The organism is Prevotella sp. Sow4_E9_plate, assembly GCF_052116205.1.
GTDB lineage: Bacteria > Bacteroidota > Bacteroidia > Bacteroidales > Bacteroidaceae > Prevotella.
On record NZ_JBQKLN010000013.1, the window covers coordinates 33,653 to 53,008 of the forward strand.

Annotated in this window: 13 protein-coding genes and 1 pseudogene; 11 read left to right on the top strand and 3 right to left on the bottom strand. The window is 44.3% G+C overall.

The genetic code is table 11. The features are described 5' to 3' along the window. Positions 1-11 precede the first annotated feature (11 nt). The 5 genes and pseudogenes from ACTQ53_RS06990 to ACTQ53_RS07010 all read left to right on the top strand — a co-directional run bounded on the left by ACTQ53_RS06990 (position 12) and on the right by ACTQ53_RS07010 (position 3,854). Complete coding sequence (locus ACTQ53_RS06990; RefSeq protein WP_235391047.1) at positions 12-521, top strand: hypothetical protein; 510 nt, start codon at positions 12-14, stop codon at positions 519-521. A 9-nt stretch (positions 522-530) separates the two neighbouring features. Then, positions 531-1,298, top strand: a pseudogene (gene proB, locus ACTQ53_RS06995) (glutamate 5-kinase); the annotation flags it as partial. Between the two features lie 26 nt (positions 1,299-1,324). Next, complete coding sequence (locus ACTQ53_RS07000) at positions 1,325-2,353, top strand: virulence RhuM family protein (protein ID WP_441932556.1); 1,029 nt, start codon at positions 1,325-1,327, stop codon at positions 2,351-2,353. 92 nt (positions 2,354-2,445) lie between these two features. Then, entirely contained in the window at positions 2,446-2,868 is a 423-nt protein-coding gene (locus ACTQ53_RS07005) for a DUF6398 domain-containing protein (RefSeq protein ID WP_006847547.1), read from the top strand. 212 nt (positions 2,869-3,080) lie between these two features. Continuing rightward, positions 3,081-3,854 carry a transposase gene (locus ACTQ53_RS07010; protein ID WP_441932557.1) on the top strand — a complete coding sequence of 258 codons (774 nt, stop codon included), beginning with the start codon at positions 3,081-3,083 and terminating at the stop codon, positions 3,852-3,854. A 460-nt stretch (positions 3,855-4,314) separates the two neighbouring features. Here the strand turns inward: ACTQ53_RS07010 and ACTQ53_RS07015 are convergent, their stop codons facing one another. Both ACTQ53_RS07015 and ACTQ53_RS07020 read right to left on the bottom strand, forming a co-directional pair. After that, complete coding sequence (locus tag ACTQ53_RS07015; protein WP_441932558.1) at positions 4,315-6,495, bottom strand: alpha-galactosidase; 2,181 nt, start codon at positions 6,493-6,495, stop codon at positions 4,315-4,317. 64 nt (positions 6,496-6,559) lie between these two features. Then, complete coding sequence (locus ACTQ53_RS07020) at positions 6,560-8,839, bottom strand: TonB-dependent receptor (RefSeq protein ID WP_441932578.1); 2,280 nt, start codon at positions 8,837-8,839, stop codon at positions 6,560-6,562. Positions 8,840-9,169: 330 nt separating this feature from the next. Here ACTQ53_RS07020 and ACTQ53_RS07025 point away from each other — a divergent pair, with 330 nt between their 5' ends. Further along, positions 9,170-10,786: a DUF6377 domain-containing protein gene (locus ACTQ53_RS07025; protein WP_441932559.1), complete on the top strand. Its 1,617-nt coding sequence runs from the start codon at positions 9,170-9,172 to the stop codon at positions 10,784-10,786. 33 nt (positions 10,787-10,819) lie between these two features. Here the strand turns inward: ACTQ53_RS07025 and ACTQ53_RS07030 are convergent, their stop codons facing one another. Continuing rightward, positions 10,820-11,947, bottom strand: coding sequence for a lactonase family protein (locus tag ACTQ53_RS07030; RefSeq protein WP_441932560.1), 1,128 nt, complete (start codon positions 11,945-11,947; stop codon positions 10,820-10,822). Between the two features lie 518 nt (positions 11,948-12,465). Between ACTQ53_RS07030 and ACTQ53_RS07035 the strand changes: the two genes are divergently transcribed. The 5 genes from ACTQ53_RS07035 (at position 12,466) to ACTQ53_RS07055 (ending at position 19,321) form a co-directional block, all read left to right on the top strand. After that, a complete protein-coding gene (locus ACTQ53_RS07035) occupies positions 12,466-13,623 on the top strand; it encodes a PDDEXK nuclease domain-containing protein (protein WP_441932561.1) in 1,158 nt (385 codons plus the stop codon). Between the two features lie 233 nt (positions 13,624-13,856). After that, on the top strand, positions 13,857-15,188 hold the full coding sequence (locus ACTQ53_RS07040; RefSeq protein WP_441932562.1) for a glutamate-5-semialdehyde dehydrogenase: 1,332 nt from the start codon (positions 13,857-13,859) through the stop codon (positions 15,186-15,188). A 230-nt stretch (positions 15,189-15,418) separates the two neighbouring features. Beyond that, positions 15,419-16,381, top strand: coding sequence for an acetylornithine carbamoyltransferase (locus ACTQ53_RS07045; protein WP_441932563.1), 963 nt, complete (start codon positions 15,419-15,421; stop codon positions 16,379-16,381). Positions 16,382-16,503: 122 nt separating this feature from the next. Next, on the top strand, positions 16,504-17,523 hold the full coding sequence (locus ACTQ53_RS07050) for a Rid family hydrolase (protein ID WP_441932564.1): 1,020 nt from the start codon (positions 16,504-16,506) through the stop codon (positions 17,521-17,523). A gap of 103 nt (positions 17,524-17,626) precedes the next feature. Continuing rightward, positions 17,627-19,321, top strand: a complete 1,695-nt coding sequence (locus tag ACTQ53_RS07055; RefSeq protein ID WP_441932565.1) for a DUF6057 family protein — start codon at positions 17,627-17,629, stop codon at positions 19,319-19,321. Positions 19,322-19,356: the final 35 nt, after the last annotated feature.

Below are 19,356 nucleotides of genomic sequence, written 5' to 3' on the forward strand. Positions count from 1 at the left end.
AACGAAGCAAGATGAAGAAATTAAATAAGATGATATTTACACTCACACTATTGCTCTTAATTGGCAATAGTGTGAAAGCACAGAAATGGGCAAATGCCCCAAAAGTGATACTCGGAGTTAGAGGAGGTATCACTTTTGCCCCAACAGATTGGGATGGTTCCAACATTGAAGTTTTCCCTACCGCAGGCTTAGCTGCTAGTTTCAGTATAGCAAAACTTCCATTCTATATCGAGACTGGATTATATTACACCAACAGATATTATTCTGATTGGGATAATCACTCTATTTTATCCCCAGCCCTATTATCCTATCACATACATCTTAAAAAGAATATGTCAATCCAACCTTTTATGGGTCCTTTCCTTGCATACGGATTTGATGAAGATGAAATTGATTTTGGATGCCGAATGGGAGTAGGCTTTAATAAAAAACATCTTTACATCAACTGTGGTTACGACATAAGTGGAAACTATGGTGTAGATGAAGATGCCTTTTTCGTTAGTGTCGGTTATAATTTTTAAAATGCAAGCATGAGAAGAATAGTAGTAAAGGTGGGCAGCAACGTGCTGACCCGAGAGGATGGACATTTGAACGTAACTAGAATGTCGGCTTTGGTTGACCAACTGGCTTGGTTGAGAAGGCACGACTACGAGGTGATACTCGTATCTTCTGGTGCCGTGATGGCAGGCAGGGGCGAATTGCAGGTAGACCACCAGCTGGACAGTGTAGAGCAGCGACAGCTGTTCTCTTCCGTAGGTCAAGGCAAGCTGATTAGATTGTATTATGACCTGTTCAGAGAATACAACATCAAGGTGGGACAGGTATTGACCATGAAGGAGAACTTCCTTGCCAAGGAACAGTATCAGAACCAAAAGGCTTGTATGGAACTGATGTTGGAGAATGGCGTACTCCCTATCGTCAACGAGAATGATACCGTATGCCTCACCGAGCTAATGTTTACGGATAACGATGAATTATCTGGCTTGATTGCAAGAATGCTGAATGCCGATGCCCTCGTTTTGCTCTCCAATGTAGATGGCATTTACAATGGCGACCCATCTCTCCCAACCTCTCGCATCATCCCTTCGGTATATTACGACCGAGATGTGAGCGAATATGTGAGCGATGAGAAGAGTAGCCACGGCAGAGGCGGCATGATTTCCAAATTGAAGACCGCCCAGGATGTAGCGAATGCCGGCATCAAGGTGATCATTGCCAATGGTAATACCCCAAACATCCTCATCGACCTCAAAGAGCATCCGATGGAGACCCTACATACAGAGTTTGCTCCAAGACCGATGGAAAAATAATAGAATCACAAGCAATGGCAAAGAAAAAAGAAATACGTAACAGTACTGCAGAGTTTCTTACCTTCGTGGCAGAGGGTAAGGAACAAGGCGTACAGGTATTGTATAAAGACGAGACGGTGTGGGCTACACAGAAGGCAATGGCGACATTGTTTGACTGCTCAACCGATAACATCAGCTTGCACTTAAAGAACATTTTCAAGTCTGGTGAACTGCAGGAAGATTCAGTTACCGAGAAAAACTCGGCAACTGCCTCAGATGGCAAGACGTATCAAACCAAATTCTACAACCTCGATGCTATTATCAGTGTAGGATATCGTGTAAACTCCATCCGTGCCACCCAGTTCCGCCAATGGTGTACTTATGTCATCCGCCAATTCTCACTGCGTGGCTACATCATAGACAAGAAGAGAATGGAGAACGGATCGTTTATCGGGGAGGATTACTTCGAGCACCTGCTCTCCGAGATTCGCGAGATCAGAATGAGCGAGAGGCGGTTCTACCAGAAATTGACGGACATCTATGCCACAAGTATCGACTACAATAAGGATGCACCAACGACCCGCCTATTTTATAAGAAAATGCAAAACAAGATGCATTTTGCCGTACATGGTCATACTGAGGCAGAACTTATCGTTGACCGTGCCGATGCTGACAAGGAACACATGGGGTTGACTACATGGGAGAAAGCTCCCAACGGAAAAATAGTAAAAGCAGATGTGAGCATAGCTAAGAACTATCTCAAGGAATCGGAGCTTGATGATATGGGAAAACTTGTCAACACCATTTTGGATTTTGCCCAACGCATGGCAGACCGTCACATTCCCATGACAATGGAGGATTGGGCGAAACGTATAGATATCGTTTTAGAAGCTGGTGGAGATGCCGTCTTGAAAGACGCTGGGGAGGTGACGGCAGAGTATGCAAAGGAATATGCCGAGACTGAGTTTGAAAAATACCGCATCATCCAAGACCGCCTTTTCCGCTCCGACTTCGACAAGTTTGACGGCAACGAAGACTTGCCATCTTTGGATTTCAAGGAGTAAGTATTTCTTTGAAGGCATTACATAAATATATTTAGACGCATGAACCATTCGAGGTGAAGATTAATGAATAAAAATAAAAAGCATCAGAAAATATGGACAAAAAAGAATTGAAAGAAAGAGAAGTGAAGGTAACAGAACTTGCTGTGAACTTCTGCAACGAGAAGTTGGACGAGGAATGTGCCACACTATGCACCCAGCTGATACAGAAACTTGGAAGGAAACGCACCAATCCTCTCCAGTCTGGAAGATTAGAGATTTGGGCAGCAGCAGCTGTTTACACCATATGCAGCATCAACTTCATATTCAGCAAGGACTCCCGACTAAGCTTGACATCGAATGACATCTGTGAATATTTTGGCACAAGCAACTCTACCACGGCGCAAAAGTCGAGGACGATAAAAGACTTGCTGAAGATAAGTCAAGTATTCGATCCCAACTTTTCATTGAAAGAGATTGCCACAAACAATCCTTTCAATCGTCTTCGAATGTCAAATGGATTTTTCTTCTTCGACTAATGTCAAAAGACAAGGCTACATTACGGGCATTCCTTGCCAATAACAATGCACCATGCCCAAAAAGTGGGACAACGTTCCACCTTTTTGGCATGGTGTATTGTTTACCTCAGTTCGGGATAAGAAATAGTGCCTAAAAAAGTTGGTAATCTCCGATATTTTTTGTATCTTTGTAGTTGAAATCCAATTAGTTACAAACATAAAAAGATATCATTATGGAGATTACCAAGGACAAAGTTACAGAATTATTTTGTATTATTGATGAATTTTACAAAGTTTTTGATGCTGAAAATGCAGGAAAATTGTTTTTGAGTGAAGATGGAGTAAAGCGCAGACGACGTAAAGCCTCTTTATCTGATAGTGAAATCATGCCGATTTTGCTGTATTTTCATTTCGGCTCATTCCGAAACTTCAAGCATTATTACCTATTCTTTATTAGAGGAACATTGAAGTCATATTTTCCAAATGCAGTGTCTTATAACCGTTTTGTAGAACTTGAAAGTCGCGTATTCTTCCCTCTCATGTTCTTCCTGAATCTCCGTGCTTTTGGCAGATGTAATGATAGAGGTGAGATAATTGCTTTTGTTCTCACTGGTGCAAACGTTAGCGACAAAGATCCAGCGGTATTCGATGTATTGGCTAAACGTCTGTATGGCAAGCTGTTTGCAGATAAAGGCTATATCTCGCAAAAACTCTTCGATTCGCTTTTTGAGGAAGGCATCCAGTTGGTTACAGGACTGAGAGTGAACATGAAGAACAAACTAATGCCGTTCTATGACAAGATGATGCTACGCAAAAGATACATCTTTGAAACGATTAATGACCTGTTGAAAAATACGGCTCAGATAGTACATTCACGTCACAGGTCTGTTTCGAATTTCATCATAAATATTATTTCTGCATTAGGGGCATACTGTTTCTTTGACAACAAGCCCAAGGCACTTACTGGATACGTTATCGAAGATACGAAACAGCTGAGTCTTTTCTAACATTGCATATTTTACATGAGGATTTTGTCTCAGCAACCATCCAAGATATATAGATGGTTGCCAAGCCTCTGTGTCCCTTATATAAAAACATTATAAAGCCTTTAGATAGAGCTCGTTATCCCGAACTGAGGTATTGTTTGTTATATAAAAGGCACTAATGGTGGCAACTATCGCCTTGCCTTGTCTCATTCTACCCTCTATAATTGACTCTAAATATCTATTAATCATATTTTTATTCCATTGTTAAGATGATGCAAAAGTACATACTTTCGTTGGAAAATCCCCCAAAAACAACACTTTTTTGGAATACTAGAATGTATCACCATTTCCCCAGCCATGCGATAAGGGCAGGTGACATACCGAGGTGCTTAACAAAACAAATAAAATCAAGACTGGTTTATGCATAAGATTAAACCAGTCTTGATTAACTTCTTTATTATAGGATGCTTACAGAGAAACTTTATTCTAATACCAACACATGGCTCGTTCCATCTGTCTGGCTGAATACATTCAAACCGACTTTCATGAGATAGTCACCGCTATACTGCTTGCCATTGCACTCCAAATCAGATTCCTTGCCAGGCATCAGATTAGTCTCCTTTACGGTATAAACCTTATCGGCATCCAATCCCTGCATCTTCACATTCATCACAGGCTCCTTGTAGCGTGGATGCAAGTCGTATGCAAAGAGAACGGCACGCTGCTTGTCCTTACTTACATAGTTAATGGCACAGTGGTTGCCTTCGTATGGAGAAACCAGGCGATACTGGTCGCCCTCAAGAATCATCGGCTTCATGCTATCGTAGTTCTTAACTGCATTCTGCACAAACTTATAGTCATCAGCAGTAAGCGACTTGAGGTCGATATCAAAGCCCAACTTACATGAACTGCAAACATCGGTGCGGAACTTCACACTGGTATTCTTGTTCCAGTTAGTTACATGCGAGCCCATGGTCTTGGCTGGGAAGAACTTTGACAGGCTCCACTGGATGTAGAGGCGCTCGTATGGATCAGTATCGTCTGAACACCAGAACTCAGTGAAATACTTCAGCATCTCGTAATCCATTCTGCCGCCACCACCAGAGCAAAGCATCATCGGCAACTTAGGATACTTCTTATGAATACGGGTAAGCACCTTGTAGATACCACGGACATGATCGATATAGAAATTACCCTGATTCTCCTTATGATATGGAGAATAGATATTGGTAATCACACTGTTGCAGTCCCACTTGAAGTAAGCCACATCCGGATTCTCCGTCATGATACGATCCACGATGCTGAACACATAATCCTGTACCTTAGGATTACTGATATCAAGCACCAGCTGGTTGCGGTAATAATAGGTATCACGCTTTGGCTGCATGATGACCCAGTCAGGATGCTTCTCAAAGAGTTCACTCTTAGGATTCACCATCTCTGGCTCAATCCAAATACCAAACTTTACACCAGCCTTCTTGGCATCTCTTACCAATCCTGGTATTTCATCAGGCAGCTTGCTCTTGGTAGCCTCCCAGTCGCCGAGACCTGCATGGTCGTCCTTGCGAGGATACTTGTTGGCAAACCAACCATCATCAAGCAAGAACATATCTACACCCAGGTCCTTGGCATCCTTCATCAACTCAGCAAGACTCTGCTGGTTGAAGTCGAAGCCGGTATTCTCCCAGTTGTTCAAGAGCGTAAGGCGATCTTCCTTACCCATGTTTACCTGATACTGACGAGCCCAATTGTGCAAATTACGGGAAGCCTCACCGATACCATTATCACTCATGGCAAAGATAAACTCAGGAGTAGTGAACGTCTCACCAGCCTTCAGCTTATAATTAGAGGCGTATGGATTGATGGCAGGAATAACACGAAGGGCTCCCACGTTATCTACCTCGAAGGTAAAACGGAAGTTGCCAGGCCATCCGATGGTTCCAAGCATCACCTTACCCTCATTCTCCTTGGCTGGCTCATCGAATCCCAGTTCAAAGAACGGCTCCTCATGCATGGCTGCACGGGTACCCAACTTGGTATCAACAATCTTCTTACCAGCAGTCAACTGGCAAGTCTCAGGCTGTCCTTCCTTAGCCCAGTCGCTATGATAACTGGTAACGAAATACTTGTTTGCCTTGAAATAAAGCATTGTAGAGCTATATCTCCAAAGCGTAACCGGAGCTTTCTCCTTATGAGAAATTTCGCTCCATGCCTTGATGACGTTCTCCTTAGGGTAAGCTGCATAGTGGAGTTTCACGGTCAGCGGATACACTTTGTCCTTAAGCGTGATGATGGTCTCAACACCTCCACTGATAGCCTTTTCTTCAGAAGACTGATAATACAAATAGGTGGTCATGTTACCATCTGCATGGGTCACTGCCACTGCCGGCTCGAAGAAATCTTCAGCACCAGAGGTTGCATAAACCTCATGACCTCGCTGGCAGACGGAACCATCAGAGGCCGCATATACATCCCACTTCAGATGATTGTAATCTGAAGGATTCTTCAACTTGTCACCCAGATACACTTGGTAGAGGCGACCCTTAGGAGAAACCTGCATCACGAGGTCGGTCTTGTCGGTTGACACTCGGATGGTCTTTTGAGCAGATGCCATGATAGATGTCATGCACATCGCTGCGATAATCATAAATACCTTTTTCATCGTTCTTTGGTTTTTACGTGATTGTTTTGTTATAATTAAACGCTATAATTCTTTCGTTATTATCTTAGAATTTGATTCCTGCAGAGAATTCCACCGTGAACGGACGGAGATAGCTACCACTCATGTACTTGCCTTCATATTTTCCGGCTTCCTGCTTGGTAATCAGTTCAGAGCCACTAATGGTACCCTTGGCACCCTTCTCGTTGAAGATATTGATGACACTCACGCCAAGGCTCAGCTTCTTGTTCACATTCCAGTTGATTCCGCCGAAAGTCTCCCAGTGACCATTGAAATAGAGTGCCTCCTGAAGGTTGGCATAGGTCTTACCGAAGTAACGGAAACTCAACCAGGCATTCAGATTCTTGGTGATGTCGTATTTAGGGTCCAACTCTATAAGAACCTGAGGAATCTCCTTGACGATCATGTTATTGGCATTCACACCCATAGACTGACCATCACTGAACGTTACGCTCGCATTATAGTTCTTATACACAGGCTTCTGATAGGTGAAGAGTGCATGCATGTGGAAGTTCTTGAACGGATTGATTTCTGCCGAGGTTGTCCAACCCAAAGTCTGGATGTTATAGATGAGCAACACGGTCTTGCCCTCTGTAGTGCCAGGCTTGGTAAGATTCTGCTGGTCGATATTGTTCGACTTTGAAATGTAGGTCACCATTGAAGAAAGGTCAATCCAATCGTTCTTGTAGAAAATACCACCACGAATCAGTGGGATGGTTACTCGCTTATACTGCTCCTCGGTAGGTCCTGTTCCTGCATACTCGCTGATGCGTGGGAAACGGGTGGCGATGGTAGCATCGGCTGTCAAACCAAACTGGCGGGTAAGGTTATACGTCAACTGCAAGGTGGCTGCATAATTCAATTTATCCTTGGTTACGTTCTTTGCTTCAATGCTGTGCTCGGTAGCAACAACAGAACCATCAGCAGCAGTGGCGTATGTATTATAGTTACCCATGTGGAATCCAGAGAAACGTGGAGTAGAAATCTGCTCGGCAGACATGCGGTAGTACTCCAATCTACCACCATAGAACACCTTGAACGTAGGACTTACCTTCCATTCGTCAGTGAAGTAGAGTGCCAACTTGTTCTCTGAACCCTTGGTGTATTCAGGACTCAACTCATTATAGCCGAACGTCTCAGAACGATGAGCTGTCTGCGTAGGATCAAGCGGATTGACATACATCTGGCTCAATGTGCGTGGATAAGCTTCTACGGTGCCTGCCCACTGGAACGAAGACGAATAGTAATTGAGATGGTAATACCACTCGTTCAAACCAATCATTAACTTATGGTTGTTCAACTTCTTGGTGATTTCGGTAGTCAAAAGCGCATTGCTCACCTTACCAACATGCAACCAGGTGCGACGACCTTCTATGTAACCACTGTAGGCAGACCCTTCATAAAGCTGATAGCCATCAGCCTCGCTCACCTGAGAGATGGTACTTCCTCCGTAATCCACAAAATTGGCACGTGGAGCATTCATATACTTGGCGTTGAATTTCCACAACCATCCATTATCAAACTGATACTGGCTGATGAGGGCAATCTCGTTGGCATGATTCTCACTGCCATCGCTCATGTTCCATGTCTCCATCTTTCCTGACTTTGTATTCAAGTATTGGAAAGAACCTTGACGCTGCACGTATGAGTCCATACCCGGATCAAAGCCATCAATCTTCTTGATACTTCCGTCGCCAGAATAGATAAATGGGGCTGCATTGGCAAAATTGCCAGGGTTCTTGCTGTTGGAATACTTATATAATAAGGAGATACGTCCCTTTCCATCATTCAAGATGCGAGTGATGCCGAAATGATAAAGTTGGGTACGGTCGGCATAATCGGTAAAGCGAAGCTTGAAACTACCTGGATCGAAATTCTGATACATACTGGCAGTATAAAGCCAATTGTCACCGATTCCACCAGACAGGTTGAGATCTACATTCTGCATACCAAAATGGTTTGCCTTATAGTTGAGCTTGCCCTTGAACTCTTTCTGTCCCAACTCGCTGAAAGAAGAAACTGCGTACGCAATATTACCAGTAGCAATGGCAGACTCAGATGGAGTCATCAAGTCGGTACCTTTCAGTGAGGCATCGCTACGCCAATGGGCAGACAGTCTGTGTACGGAAGAAGAGTAAACGGCAGGAAGACCGTTCTCATATACGGTTACATCCTCGCTTGGCAATCCTATCTGGATTTCACGAGGCTTGTTGGCATCAGATGCGTTGAGCATCACATTACGCTCTTCCTTTTTCTCCTTGTTTTCAGATTCGTCGGAAGGAAGTGCATACACTTGGCTTGCAGCAGACATCGCTACCAAAGCCATAGAAAATGTACGGATTCTTAAGTTCATAATCTTACAGTTGTTTATTCTTATTTTGTCATGATTTCACTTGCCACCGAATGCGATTCGATTGCGGTTGCAAAGTTAAGGAGATTTTTCAGACATTGGCATCGTGTGTAGGTTACGAGTAGATAAATACCAGGGTTTTCAAGTTCATAACCTATTAATAATCAAGCTATCTAAGATATTAATACTTTTTAATAGAGTAGATGATAAAAAGAGGAACAAAAGTAGTATCTTTGCAGAAAAATACAACTTTAAGGCTTTCTTATAGCCTATCTGATAGAAACAATAACAATTAAAAGGATAGTTATGAAAGTAGTATTGTGGTTCTTAATGATGTTTATGCCATTAATGGCAAATGCTTCATCCGTAAACGAGGAACAGCTGTTCCATCGTTTAGACAGTTACATCGCTCAGCGAAGCAAGTTTACCCAAAGAAAAGAAGCGAAACTGCTAAGACTCAAAAAGCAACTATACATGACTTCAGACAAGCGCAGCCAGCTTAGTCTCTATAACCAAATCTACAGGGAGTATTATACCTACCGTTACGACTCTGCCATGACATACGCCAAGAAAGGCTACCAGCTGGCTGTACAACTTCAGGATGATTATTTCGTTAACCTGAATAAAATCAATCGTGCTGCAGTGCTATCGACGGGTGGTTTCTACAGCCAGGCAGAAGACTTAATGCTCACAATGGATGTGGAGAAAATGTCACCTAAGTTATTGCAATACTATTATTATACCTTGACTTGGGTATATAGCTATTGGGAAACATTCTGCAACAAGTCGGAGTTTCAAGAAGGATTGGCAGCCAAAAAACGTTTTTATTTAGGCAAGACTCTTGAACATATCGGCAACAAGGAATCCGCTCTTTATTACTATCTTTCAGGAGAGTTTGAATATCTAAAGCAGCGTACAAGCAAAAAGATGCTTCAGTTCTACATGAAGGCACTTTCAGCCAGTCCCCTGAACAGCCGTGTGCATGCCTCATCGGCTTATTGCATTGCCCGCTATTATTATGATACTGACCAAAAGGATTTATATGAAAAGTATATTGTAGAAGCAGCCATCTCAGACCAGATATGTCCCCTGAAGGAGAATCTGGCCCTTCAGGAGTTTTCCACCTATCTATATAATAAGGATGCCTCCTATGCAAAGAGGGTTGCCAAATACATCTATTGTTCCATGGAGGATGCCCAATTCTACAACAACCGTCTCCGCATGGTTGAGATTTCACGCATACTTCCCCTTATCACAGAAACGAACCATCAGGCAGAAGTACGCAAGAACCGCATCGTAACAGCATCTCTCGTCATCGTGAGCATCCTGTCGCTAGGATTCCTTGCCATGGCTTTCTTTGCGTTCAAGATGAACAAGCGTCTAGCCAAGAGCCGTAGGGAGATAAAAAGCCAGAATACACTCTTGGACGAACTGAACCAGAAGCTGCTCAACACCAATAAGCGAAGAGAGACCTATATGCATTTATTTATGGACATCAGTGCCGTATATATCAAGAAACTGGATGATTATCGCAAATTGGTAAGCCGCAAAATCAAGGCAAAACAAACTGCCGATCTTCTGACTGCCATCAACAGCTACAAGCTGGCAGAAGAAGAGGCTGCCAACTTCTATATTCGCTTCGACAAGGCCTTCATTGACTTGTATCCGAATTTTGTGGAAGAGTTCAACCAACTGCTGTTGCCTGAAAAGCAGATTGTACTCCCTGCCCCTAACAGTCTCACCAAGGAACTGCGTATCTATGCACTGATGAGACTGGGAATTACGGATGGTCAGGAACTGGCCACCCTTCTGTTCTATTCTACGCAAACCATCTATAATTACAAGGCAGCCATCAGAAAGCGAGCCAAAGACCTCACCACTTTTGATGCAGCCATCAACCAACTATGCAATGTGATAGGCTAATCAGAGCAAATGCTTGGCAAGACCCCAAGCGTATTAATTTGCAAACTGCACGCAGACAGGTTTTCCAACCTTTATATCCTGCTTCGTATCAACCATCATTCCAGTTTTCTTATTGAGCTTGAAAACTTGAATCACATGACTGTCACGGCACGCCACAAGCATAAACTGTCCGTTAGGCGTGATGGCGAAGTTGCGAGGATGGGCAGCTGTAGGTTGTAAGCCTATCTTTGTGAGCAGACCCGATTTCTTATCTACGGCAAATATCGAGATGCCCTCATCGGTTAACCGATGGGATGCATAGAGAAAGCGACCGTCAGGAGACAGATGAATATCGGCACTTCCAAGCGTACGGGTCTTCGAAGCCTGTATGCGCTGCAACTCCTGCAATGTACCCTTGTTATATCCCAATACGGTTACCGTGCCATCCAGTTCGCCTATCAGGTAAGCCACATTGCCTTTTGAGTTGAATACAAGATGGCGTGGTCCCGCTCCTTTAGGTGCCTGATAGGCAAGAACAGGATTAGATAAAAATACCTTGCCATCATTTACCTGGAAGCGCCAGATACAGTCGTTCCCCAAATCATTGGCAAGCATATATTGATGATCAGGAGTCATCTGGCAGCAGTGGATATGCGATACCACACCACTCCCCTCACGATGCATATCGAAATATTGCGATTCTGGCGCCACACTTCCATCTTCCTTGATTGGGAATACGGAAATATCACCCCCATTATAATTGGATGTCACCACATATCCACCATACAGCATCACATTGCATGGTGCCGCACCCGGCATCTTGTTTTCAGGTCGAGTAGCCTTTGTTCCACACTTCTGATACCCAAGAGGAGTCATCTCTCCCTTCGTCCTATTGAGAATGAAAGCCCCGAGTCCTTGTCGCCCATCATCATATTCGCTCACGGCATAAACCCGATTTGCATCATGATTCATCATGAGAAACGAAGGGTTGCCTGCCTGTACACTGCTAACCAATTGCGATTTCCCTGTACGTTGGTTGAAACGATAAATATACATTCCGTCAGAAGTACTCTGGTCGGTATAGGTACCTACTACCATTGTAAGTTCATCACTCGCCGCTGCCGGCATCCCCACAGCCATTGTCAAGGACAAGCCTGCCAATATCGTCTTTATATTGCACATAATTGCTATATTTATTATCAAGTCAATAGTATATATAATGTTTAGAGGGGCAAAAATACAAAAAGAAAAGGAAACGGGCAAATGAAATGGCAGAAAATTGAGAATAATCCTCAACTTTCTACCATTTTCTTTTGCTCATTCAAGAAATAGTTGTACCTTTGCCATTACATAAAAGTTGTAACACTAAAGATGTAATGGCGTATGAAACTAAGTAACAAGAAATTAGCAAATCCTTTCATCTACCAAGGTTATGAAAGTCCCGAGTATTTCTGCGACAGAGAAAATGTGCTTTAAACGTGCGGAATGTGCTTAAAAAAAATAGATTCCGCACGTTTAAAGCACATTTTCATAGATATTGCATCAGCCACAGTCATAGAATTCCACACTAGAAGGATACTACTTTCTTTTGGAAATACATTTTTTATCTGCAACTTTTATCGAAAAAAGTGAAGAGAAAGATTGCTTTTTCGATATAAAATCGTATCTTTGCACTTTGAATAGCTAAAATCAGTAGCATCATGAAACAACCCGGCAAGAAATATAACGATGAAGACAATATGCTCGTCAACGACTTGCGCTCCATCGTCAGCAAGGCTCGCAGCAAAGCATTTGCTGCCGTCAATTATTCTCTGGTGGAAAGAAACTGGAGAATAGGACAACGTATTGTGGAACAGGAACAGAACGGAGCATCACGTGCAGAATACGGGAAGCATGTGATAGAGGTTGCTTCGGCTGCTTTGACCAAGGAATTCGGAAAAGGATTCTCAGAGACAAACATCATGAATTTCAAGAAGTTCTACCTGAAATTCAAAGAGTTAACAATTCCTCAGACAGTGTCTGAGGAATTCAAAAAGCAAAAACATCAGACACTGTCTGATGAATTTTCTTTGCTACCCCAAAAAGGTCAGACACAGTCTGCCCAATCCGAGTTACGCCTTCTTCCTTGGTCTCATTACGAGCGTCTTATACGAGTAGAAGATAAGAAGGCTCGTGAATGGTATGCAAAGGAGGCATTCGAGCAAGGTTGGAGTTTCAGAACCTTGAACCGCAATATCAACACCCTATATTATGAACGTCTTCTTATGTCAAAGAAGAAGCAGCCAGTCGTTAACGAGATGCAAGACAAGACAAAGGCTTATCAACAAGACAAACTCGAATACATCAAATCACCAGTTGTCTTGGAATTTCTTGGATTGCCAGAAGACACATCCCTCGCTGAATCAAAATTAGAGACTGCCATCATCAACAACCTAGAGAAATTCTTGATGGAAATGGGAAAGGGATATGCGCTTGTGGCTCGCCAGCAACATATCCGAACCGAGGAGAATGACTACTATATCGACTTGGTATTTTACAATTACCTCATCAAATCTTTTATCTTGGTCGACTTGAAGGTAAATCGCATCACTTACCAGGATGTAGGACAGATGGATATGTATCTTCAGATGTACGACAAGATGAAAAAAGGACCAGACGACAACCCTACCATCGGCATCATTCTTTGTACCGAGACCGATTCGGATGTGGCACGATACTCTACCCTCGCCAAAAACGACCAGATGTTCGCTGCAAAATACAAGCTTTACCTGCCAGACAAGGAAGACTTGAGAAGAGAAATCGAACGACAGAAGGAACTGTATCTAATGGCTCATCCTGAAGAAAACGATAAAGAGTAATTCTTCTGGCAGTATCAGAATAATTAGAAGGAACCATTACAAAAAGGTCAGACGCTGTCTGACCTTTTTGTATCTCATTTTCGTATAACTATCCATTTATCTATAAAATCATCACTTTTTCTTGCATAAAGTTTGCAATTTCCAATATTTATGCTTACCTTTGCCGTTGTTAAGAGGGAACTCATAACACATTACCAAATATCTTATCATAAAAATAAGAAAGGAAATAGCAAATGGAACTGAAAGAGACTTTCCAAAAAGTGAAGGCAGCTAGCAAGACACTGGGCTTGCTCAGCGACGAACAACGTAATGAAGTGCTAAAGGCGGTGGCTGACGCTATCATCGCAGAGACTCCTGCGCTCCTTGCAGCGAACGCAGAAGACTTGGCGAAGATGGACAAAACAAACCCGCTCTACGACCGATTGCAGCTCACAGAGCAGCGACTCGTGGATATCGCTTCGGATATGAGACACGTAAGTACCCTGCCCTCACCTCTCGGAAGAGTTCTCAAAGACAAAACACTCGAAAATGGTTTGCACCTGCAGCGAGTAGCCGTTCCTTTCGGAGTTATCGGCATGATTTACGAGGCTCGCCCTAACGTAACCTACGATGTTTTTTCTCTCTGTTTCAAGAGTGGAAATGCTTGCGTACTGAAAGGTGGTAAGGATGCAAACTCCTCAAACTCAGCGGGTGTCGAACTTATCCACAAGGTGTTGATAACTTTCGGTATTGACCCGAATGTCGTTACGCTCTTACCTGCCACCCATGAGGCTACCGGCGAAATGCTCAATGCAGTGGGCTATATCGACCTCTGTATTCCTCGTGGCGGAAAGAAGCTCATCAACTTCGTGCGTGATACTGCCAAAGTTCCGGTTATCGAAACCGGAGCCGGCGTGGTACACTGTTACTTCGACAAGGATGGCGATCTGGAGATGGGCAAGCGCATCATCACCAATGCCAAATGCAGAAGAGTGAGCGTATGCAATGCACTCGACTGTCTGCTGATTCACGAAAGCAGATTAAGCGACCTCCCTGCCCTCTGCGAAGGTCTCGCCGAGAAACAGACCAAGATTCATGCTGATGCCAAAGCTTACGAAGCTTTAAAGGGACACTATCCTGACACCTTATTATATAAGGCAGAGGAAAGCGAAGCGAAGATGAAGGAGGCAGGTTTGCTGACTGCGGATTGCAAATCCGCAGACTCAACAGAAGCAAATGCCAACATGAAGAGCATCTGGAACACCGAATGGCTCAGCATGCAGATGGGTATCAAGACCGTGGCTTCGGAAGATGAGGCGCTCGACCATATCGCTACCTACGGAAGCGGACACAGCGAGAGCATCGTTTCCTACAATGAAACTGCCCAGAAGAAGTTCCAGGCAATGGTAGATGCAGCCTGCGTTTATGTGAATGCTCCTACCAGCTTTACCGATGGTGCACAGTTCGGACTGGGCGCAGAGATTGGCATCAGTACCCAGAAACTCGGAGCCCGCGGACCTATGGCACTCGAAGAGATTACCACCTACAAGTGGTTGATTACAGGAAATGGACAGACGAGGAAGTGAAGAGTGAAGAACGAAGAGTGAAGAAACAACGTTCGGCGGCCGAAGGGAAAGCCAATTCAATAGCGCTTCTCTGGACCCGCTCCGTACCAACTCCGTACCCTCTCCGTACCAAGTCTTAGTTTCTGCCATGTTTGCAAGGTTTGCATGCAAACTTTGCAAACATCAAGATTCAAGAAGAAAGATCCAAGAGCAATATATATCAGAAATAACAAATAAAAAACGAAATAACAATGAAGACATTCTTTAATGTTGAAGACCTTGGCGACTTGAAAGCAGCACTCGCTGAGGCACAGGAAGTAAAAGCAAACCGTTTCGGTTATCAGGAGTTGGGCAAGAACAAAACCTTGCTGATGATATTCTTCAATAACAGTCTCCGTACCCGACTGAGTACACAGAAGGCTGCGATGAACCTGGGCATGAATGTAATCGTACTCGATGTAAATGCCGGTGCCTGGAAACTGGAGACAGAGCGTGGCGTTATCATGGATGGCGACAAGAGCGAGCACCTGCTGGAGGCAATCCCAGTAATGGGTAGCTTCTGCGACCTTATCGGTGTTCGTAGCTTTGCCGGTTTGAAAGACCGTGACTACGATTATGCCGAGACCATCGTCAACCAGTTTGTAAAATACAGCGGCCGCCCAGTCTTCGCTATGGAGACAGCTACCGTTCATCCACTCCAGGTATTTGCCGACCTCATCACCATCGAGGAGCATAAGAAGGTGGCTCGTCCTAAGGTAGTCCTGACCTGGGCTCCTCATTGCCGTGCCTTGCCTCAGGCTGTACCAAACTCATTCGCCCAGTGGATGAACGCAGCCGATGTTGATTTCGTGGTTACTCACCCAGAGGGCTATGAGCTTGATCCTAAGTTCGTAGGCAATGCCAAAGTGGAGTACGACCAGAAGAAGGCGCTGGAAGGTGCAGACTTCGTTTATGCCAAGAACTGGAGCTGTCCGGGTGTGAAAGACCCAGCACAGTATGGTGAGATTCTGAGCAAGGATATGAGCTGGACCATCGACGAGGAGCACATGAGCTGGACCAACGATGGTTGCTTCATGCACTGCCTGCCTGTTCGCCGTGGCTTGATTGTTACCGATGATGTCATCGAGAGCAAGAACAGTCTGGTGATTCCAGAGGCAGCCAACCGTGAGATTTCAGCCGAAGTTGTCATCAAGCGCATGCTCGAATCACTATAGTATTTTGCAGTTTTTTGTAGAATCCTATCACCATATTTAGGTATTCTTAGAAAAAGTCTATCTTGTTTTTCTCTTTTCTCGATAATTATCATTATCTTTGCAGAAGATTAGAAAAGAACAAGATGGACAAATACATAATACTATCACCGGAAGCCAAGGGTTCGTTCAACGACCGCTTGAACTTTCTGTATCTAAAACTAGGTAATCATCTCGATATAGAGAAGATGGAACATCGCACCTTGCAATATTGTAAGGTGTTTCTCAGCGATTCCCAGAACCAGATAGAAGAACTGCAGGAATCTCTTCTCTATCAAGAATTTCTCAAGGATACGAATCTTACTATCGTGGAACAGACTCCACTGAATAGCAGTAAGATAAGTCTTCTTGTAAAAACCACAGATGTTCATACCCCCATGCTGTTTCATAGTATCCGCCTCACCGAGGAGGAAGCGAAGGATAAGAATTCATACGAACAAACCCGTATGATTTTCGACAGATACCAGCAGGCAATCAGCAAGACAGGTATGACAATGGAGCGCAACCTCGTCCGCACCTGGATATACGTAGCCCATATTGACGTGAACTACCAAGGCGTAGTAGAAGCACGCAACGATGTCTTCGATGAAGAAGGTCTTACAGCAGATACCCACTACATAGCCAGCACAGGTATCGGAGGAGCAACTCCCGTTCGCCATGCCACTGTAGCCATCGACTTCCTGACCTATCCTGACATACAGGAATCAGACAAGAAGTATCTGCAGGCACTCGAACATCTGAATCCTACCCACGAATATAGAGTAGCCTTTGAGCGCGGAACCCGTCTTACCCTACCCAGCCAGCAGCAATACTTCATCTCCGGAACTGCCAGTATTGACAAGCACGGACAGGTGGTATACGAAGGCGATATAGTAAGACAGACCGGCAGACTCCTTGAAAACATAGGAGCCTTACTGAAGGATGGCGATGCCACTATGAACGACATCCAGTACTTTATCATCTATCTGCGCGACATGTCTGATTATCATACCGTAGAAATGCTGATGAATCAGTTCTATCCCCAGATACCGCATATCATCGTAGAGGCAAAAGTATGCAGACCAGGCTGGCTGATAGAGATGGAATGTATTGCAGAAAAGCAATAACAGCAATAAATGCAGAAATTTACTTTCAAAGAGTAAGTTTCTGCATTTTTTATGTGCCTTTCTAATATATTTTTGTTACCTTTGCAGAAATAAACTGACAGACATGAATAAACAAAAAACAAACAAACCTAGCATAGGCATATACACATTATACGTGCTGGGAGCGATAGCATGTTTTGCATTCTTCCAATTCTGCTATCCCTATCACCTGTTCTATCAGGAGCAGAATCAGCTGTTTCTGATGTCGTGGGATCATGTAACCACCTACCTTGACAAACCGGGATGGCTGGCTTGTCTGGCAGGCGATTTCCTGACCCAATTCTACTATTTCCGTTATGCAGGTCCTATCATCCTTACCCTCTGTATCCTCCTGACAGGATACAACATCAGATGTGCTGTAGAAATGGCAGACATCAAGGGAAGATGGGTGGCACATTCCGTCGCCTTCATCGTGATGATTCTGCTGATTTGTTTCAGTTTCCATTACGACTACCGTCTGAGCAGCATCCTTGCCGTGGCAGGTGGAGCCAGCGTGTTCCGTGTCAGCACCTCGCTGCTCATCTCTACCCGAATGTTTATCAAGAAGATAGAAAGAGGGAACGAGCAGGGTCTCTTCCTCAATGGTTCAGGAATTGCCAACTGGGTATCCGTCATCAGCATCTTCGTCTCCGTATTCGTCTGCCATTGGTTCTTCGGATACGGTGTATGGGTATATGGCGCCTTGACATTTGCCGGCTGCATTGCCAATATCATGATAGCAGGCATCTACTATCGTCTTGCCGCCCTGATCATCCCATTTTTCCTCCTCATGCTCACCAAGCGACTCTACTATTGCGATTTCCAGACCATCTACACTTATCCTGGCATCGGCAAACTGGTTGCCCCACAGATGGATCTGGAAAAGACACTGGCTGTAGACTGCGAATATTATTTCGGCAACTACAACAAGGTGATGCACATCGTAGAGAAAGAAGAGAATCCGAACCAGTACATGAAGTTCTACTATAATCTCATCATGGCACAAAACCACTGTCTTTCTGCCAACCTTCTCAAATTCCCCGACAACAACCTCGGCACCTTTGAGACCCTTGGTCCCAACGCTCCAACACTCACCATCAAGACACTCAATGAGTTGTACTGGGTATTGGGCGACATGACCTTCTGCGAAAGAGCAGCCATGCTGGCAAATGTCTGCTCTCCCAACAACCGCAACATCCGCATGATCAAGCGACTGGCAGAAGTCAATCTCGTCAAAGGCGACTACCAGGCAACCCGCAAATATCTGCGCATCCTGCAGAAGACATTCGTATGGCAAAGATGGGCCGACCGTGTTTTTGCATCCCTGGGCATTCATGCCCTGCCCGATGAGAAAGCCCTCCTTCAGACCTATCTTGACAAGCGCCCGTTTGTCAACACCCAGGATACCCTTCGCCTCAGCGACAACAGCTATATCATCATGAAAGAGCTGGTGGAAAGCAATCCGGCAAACAATAACGCCATCAATTACATGCTATGCAGCGACCTTCTCTTGAAGGACATGGATACCTTCAAGCATGACTACGATGCTTACTATCTCAAGCAGAAGCACGTGCAATACGACGAATTGTATCAGGAAGCGCTCACGATATATCTGGCAGGAACCAAGGCGCCACCAAGCGAATGGGCCAAGTATATCAAGCGACAGGATGTGCTGCAACAGTTCAGCCAATATAATGAACAACGCGGTAACCCTGCCTTCAAAGATACCTACTGGTATTACTTTGACAAGGCAAAGACACCTAAGTTGAACAACAACTAAAGAGCCCGGAAGACTCTATCAGCATCAAAAACAAG

Bases quoted from the DNA above. Each gene is read 5' to 3' on its own strand.
- ACTQ53_RS06990 (WP_235391047.1), top strand. From the start codon at position 12: ATGAAGAAATTAAATAAGATGATATTTACACTCACACTATTGCTCTTA.
- ACTQ53_RS07000 (WP_441932556.1), top strand. From the start codon at position 1,325: ATGGCAAAGAAAAAAGAAATACGTAACAGTACTGCAGAGTTTCTTACC.
- ACTQ53_RS07005 (WP_006847547.1), top strand. From the start codon at position 2,446: ATGGACAAAAAAGAATTGAAAGAAAGAGAAGTGAAGGTAACAGAACTT.
- ACTQ53_RS07010 (WP_441932557.1), top strand. From the start codon at position 3,081: ATGGAGATTACCAAGGACAAAGTTACAGAATTATTTTGTATTATTGAT.
- ACTQ53_RS07015 (WP_441932558.1), bottom strand. From the start codon at position 6,495: ATGAAAAAGGTATTTATGATTATCGCAGCGATGTGCATGACATCTATC.
- ACTQ53_RS07020 (WP_441932578.1), bottom strand. From the start codon at position 8,839: ATGGCTTTGGTAGCGATGTCTGCTGCAAGCCAAGTGTATGCACTTCCT.
- ACTQ53_RS07025 (WP_441932559.1), top strand. From the start codon at position 9,170: ATGAAAGTAGTATTGTGGTTCTTAATGATGTTTATGCCATTAATGGCA.
- ACTQ53_RS07030 (WP_441932560.1), bottom strand. From the start codon at position 11,947: ATGTGCAATATAAAGACGATATTGGCAGGCTTGTCCTTGACAATGGCT.
- ACTQ53_RS07035 (WP_441932561.1), top strand. From the start codon at position 12,466: ATGAAACAACCCGGCAAGAAATATAACGATGAAGACAATATGCTCGTC.
- ACTQ53_RS07040 (WP_441932562.1), top strand. From the start codon at position 13,857: ATGGAACTGAAAGAGACTTTCCAAAAAGTGAAGGCAGCTAGCAAGACA.
- ACTQ53_RS07045 (WP_441932563.1), top strand. From the start codon at position 15,419: ATGAAGACATTCTTTAATGTTGAAGACCTTGGCGACTTGAAAGCAGCA.
- ACTQ53_RS07050 (WP_441932564.1), top strand. From the start codon at position 16,504: ATGGACAAATACATAATACTATCACCGGAAGCCAAGGGTTCGTTCAAC.
- ACTQ53_RS07055 (WP_441932565.1), top strand. From the start codon at position 17,627: ATGAATAAACAAAAAACAAACAAACCTAGCATAGGCATATACACATTA.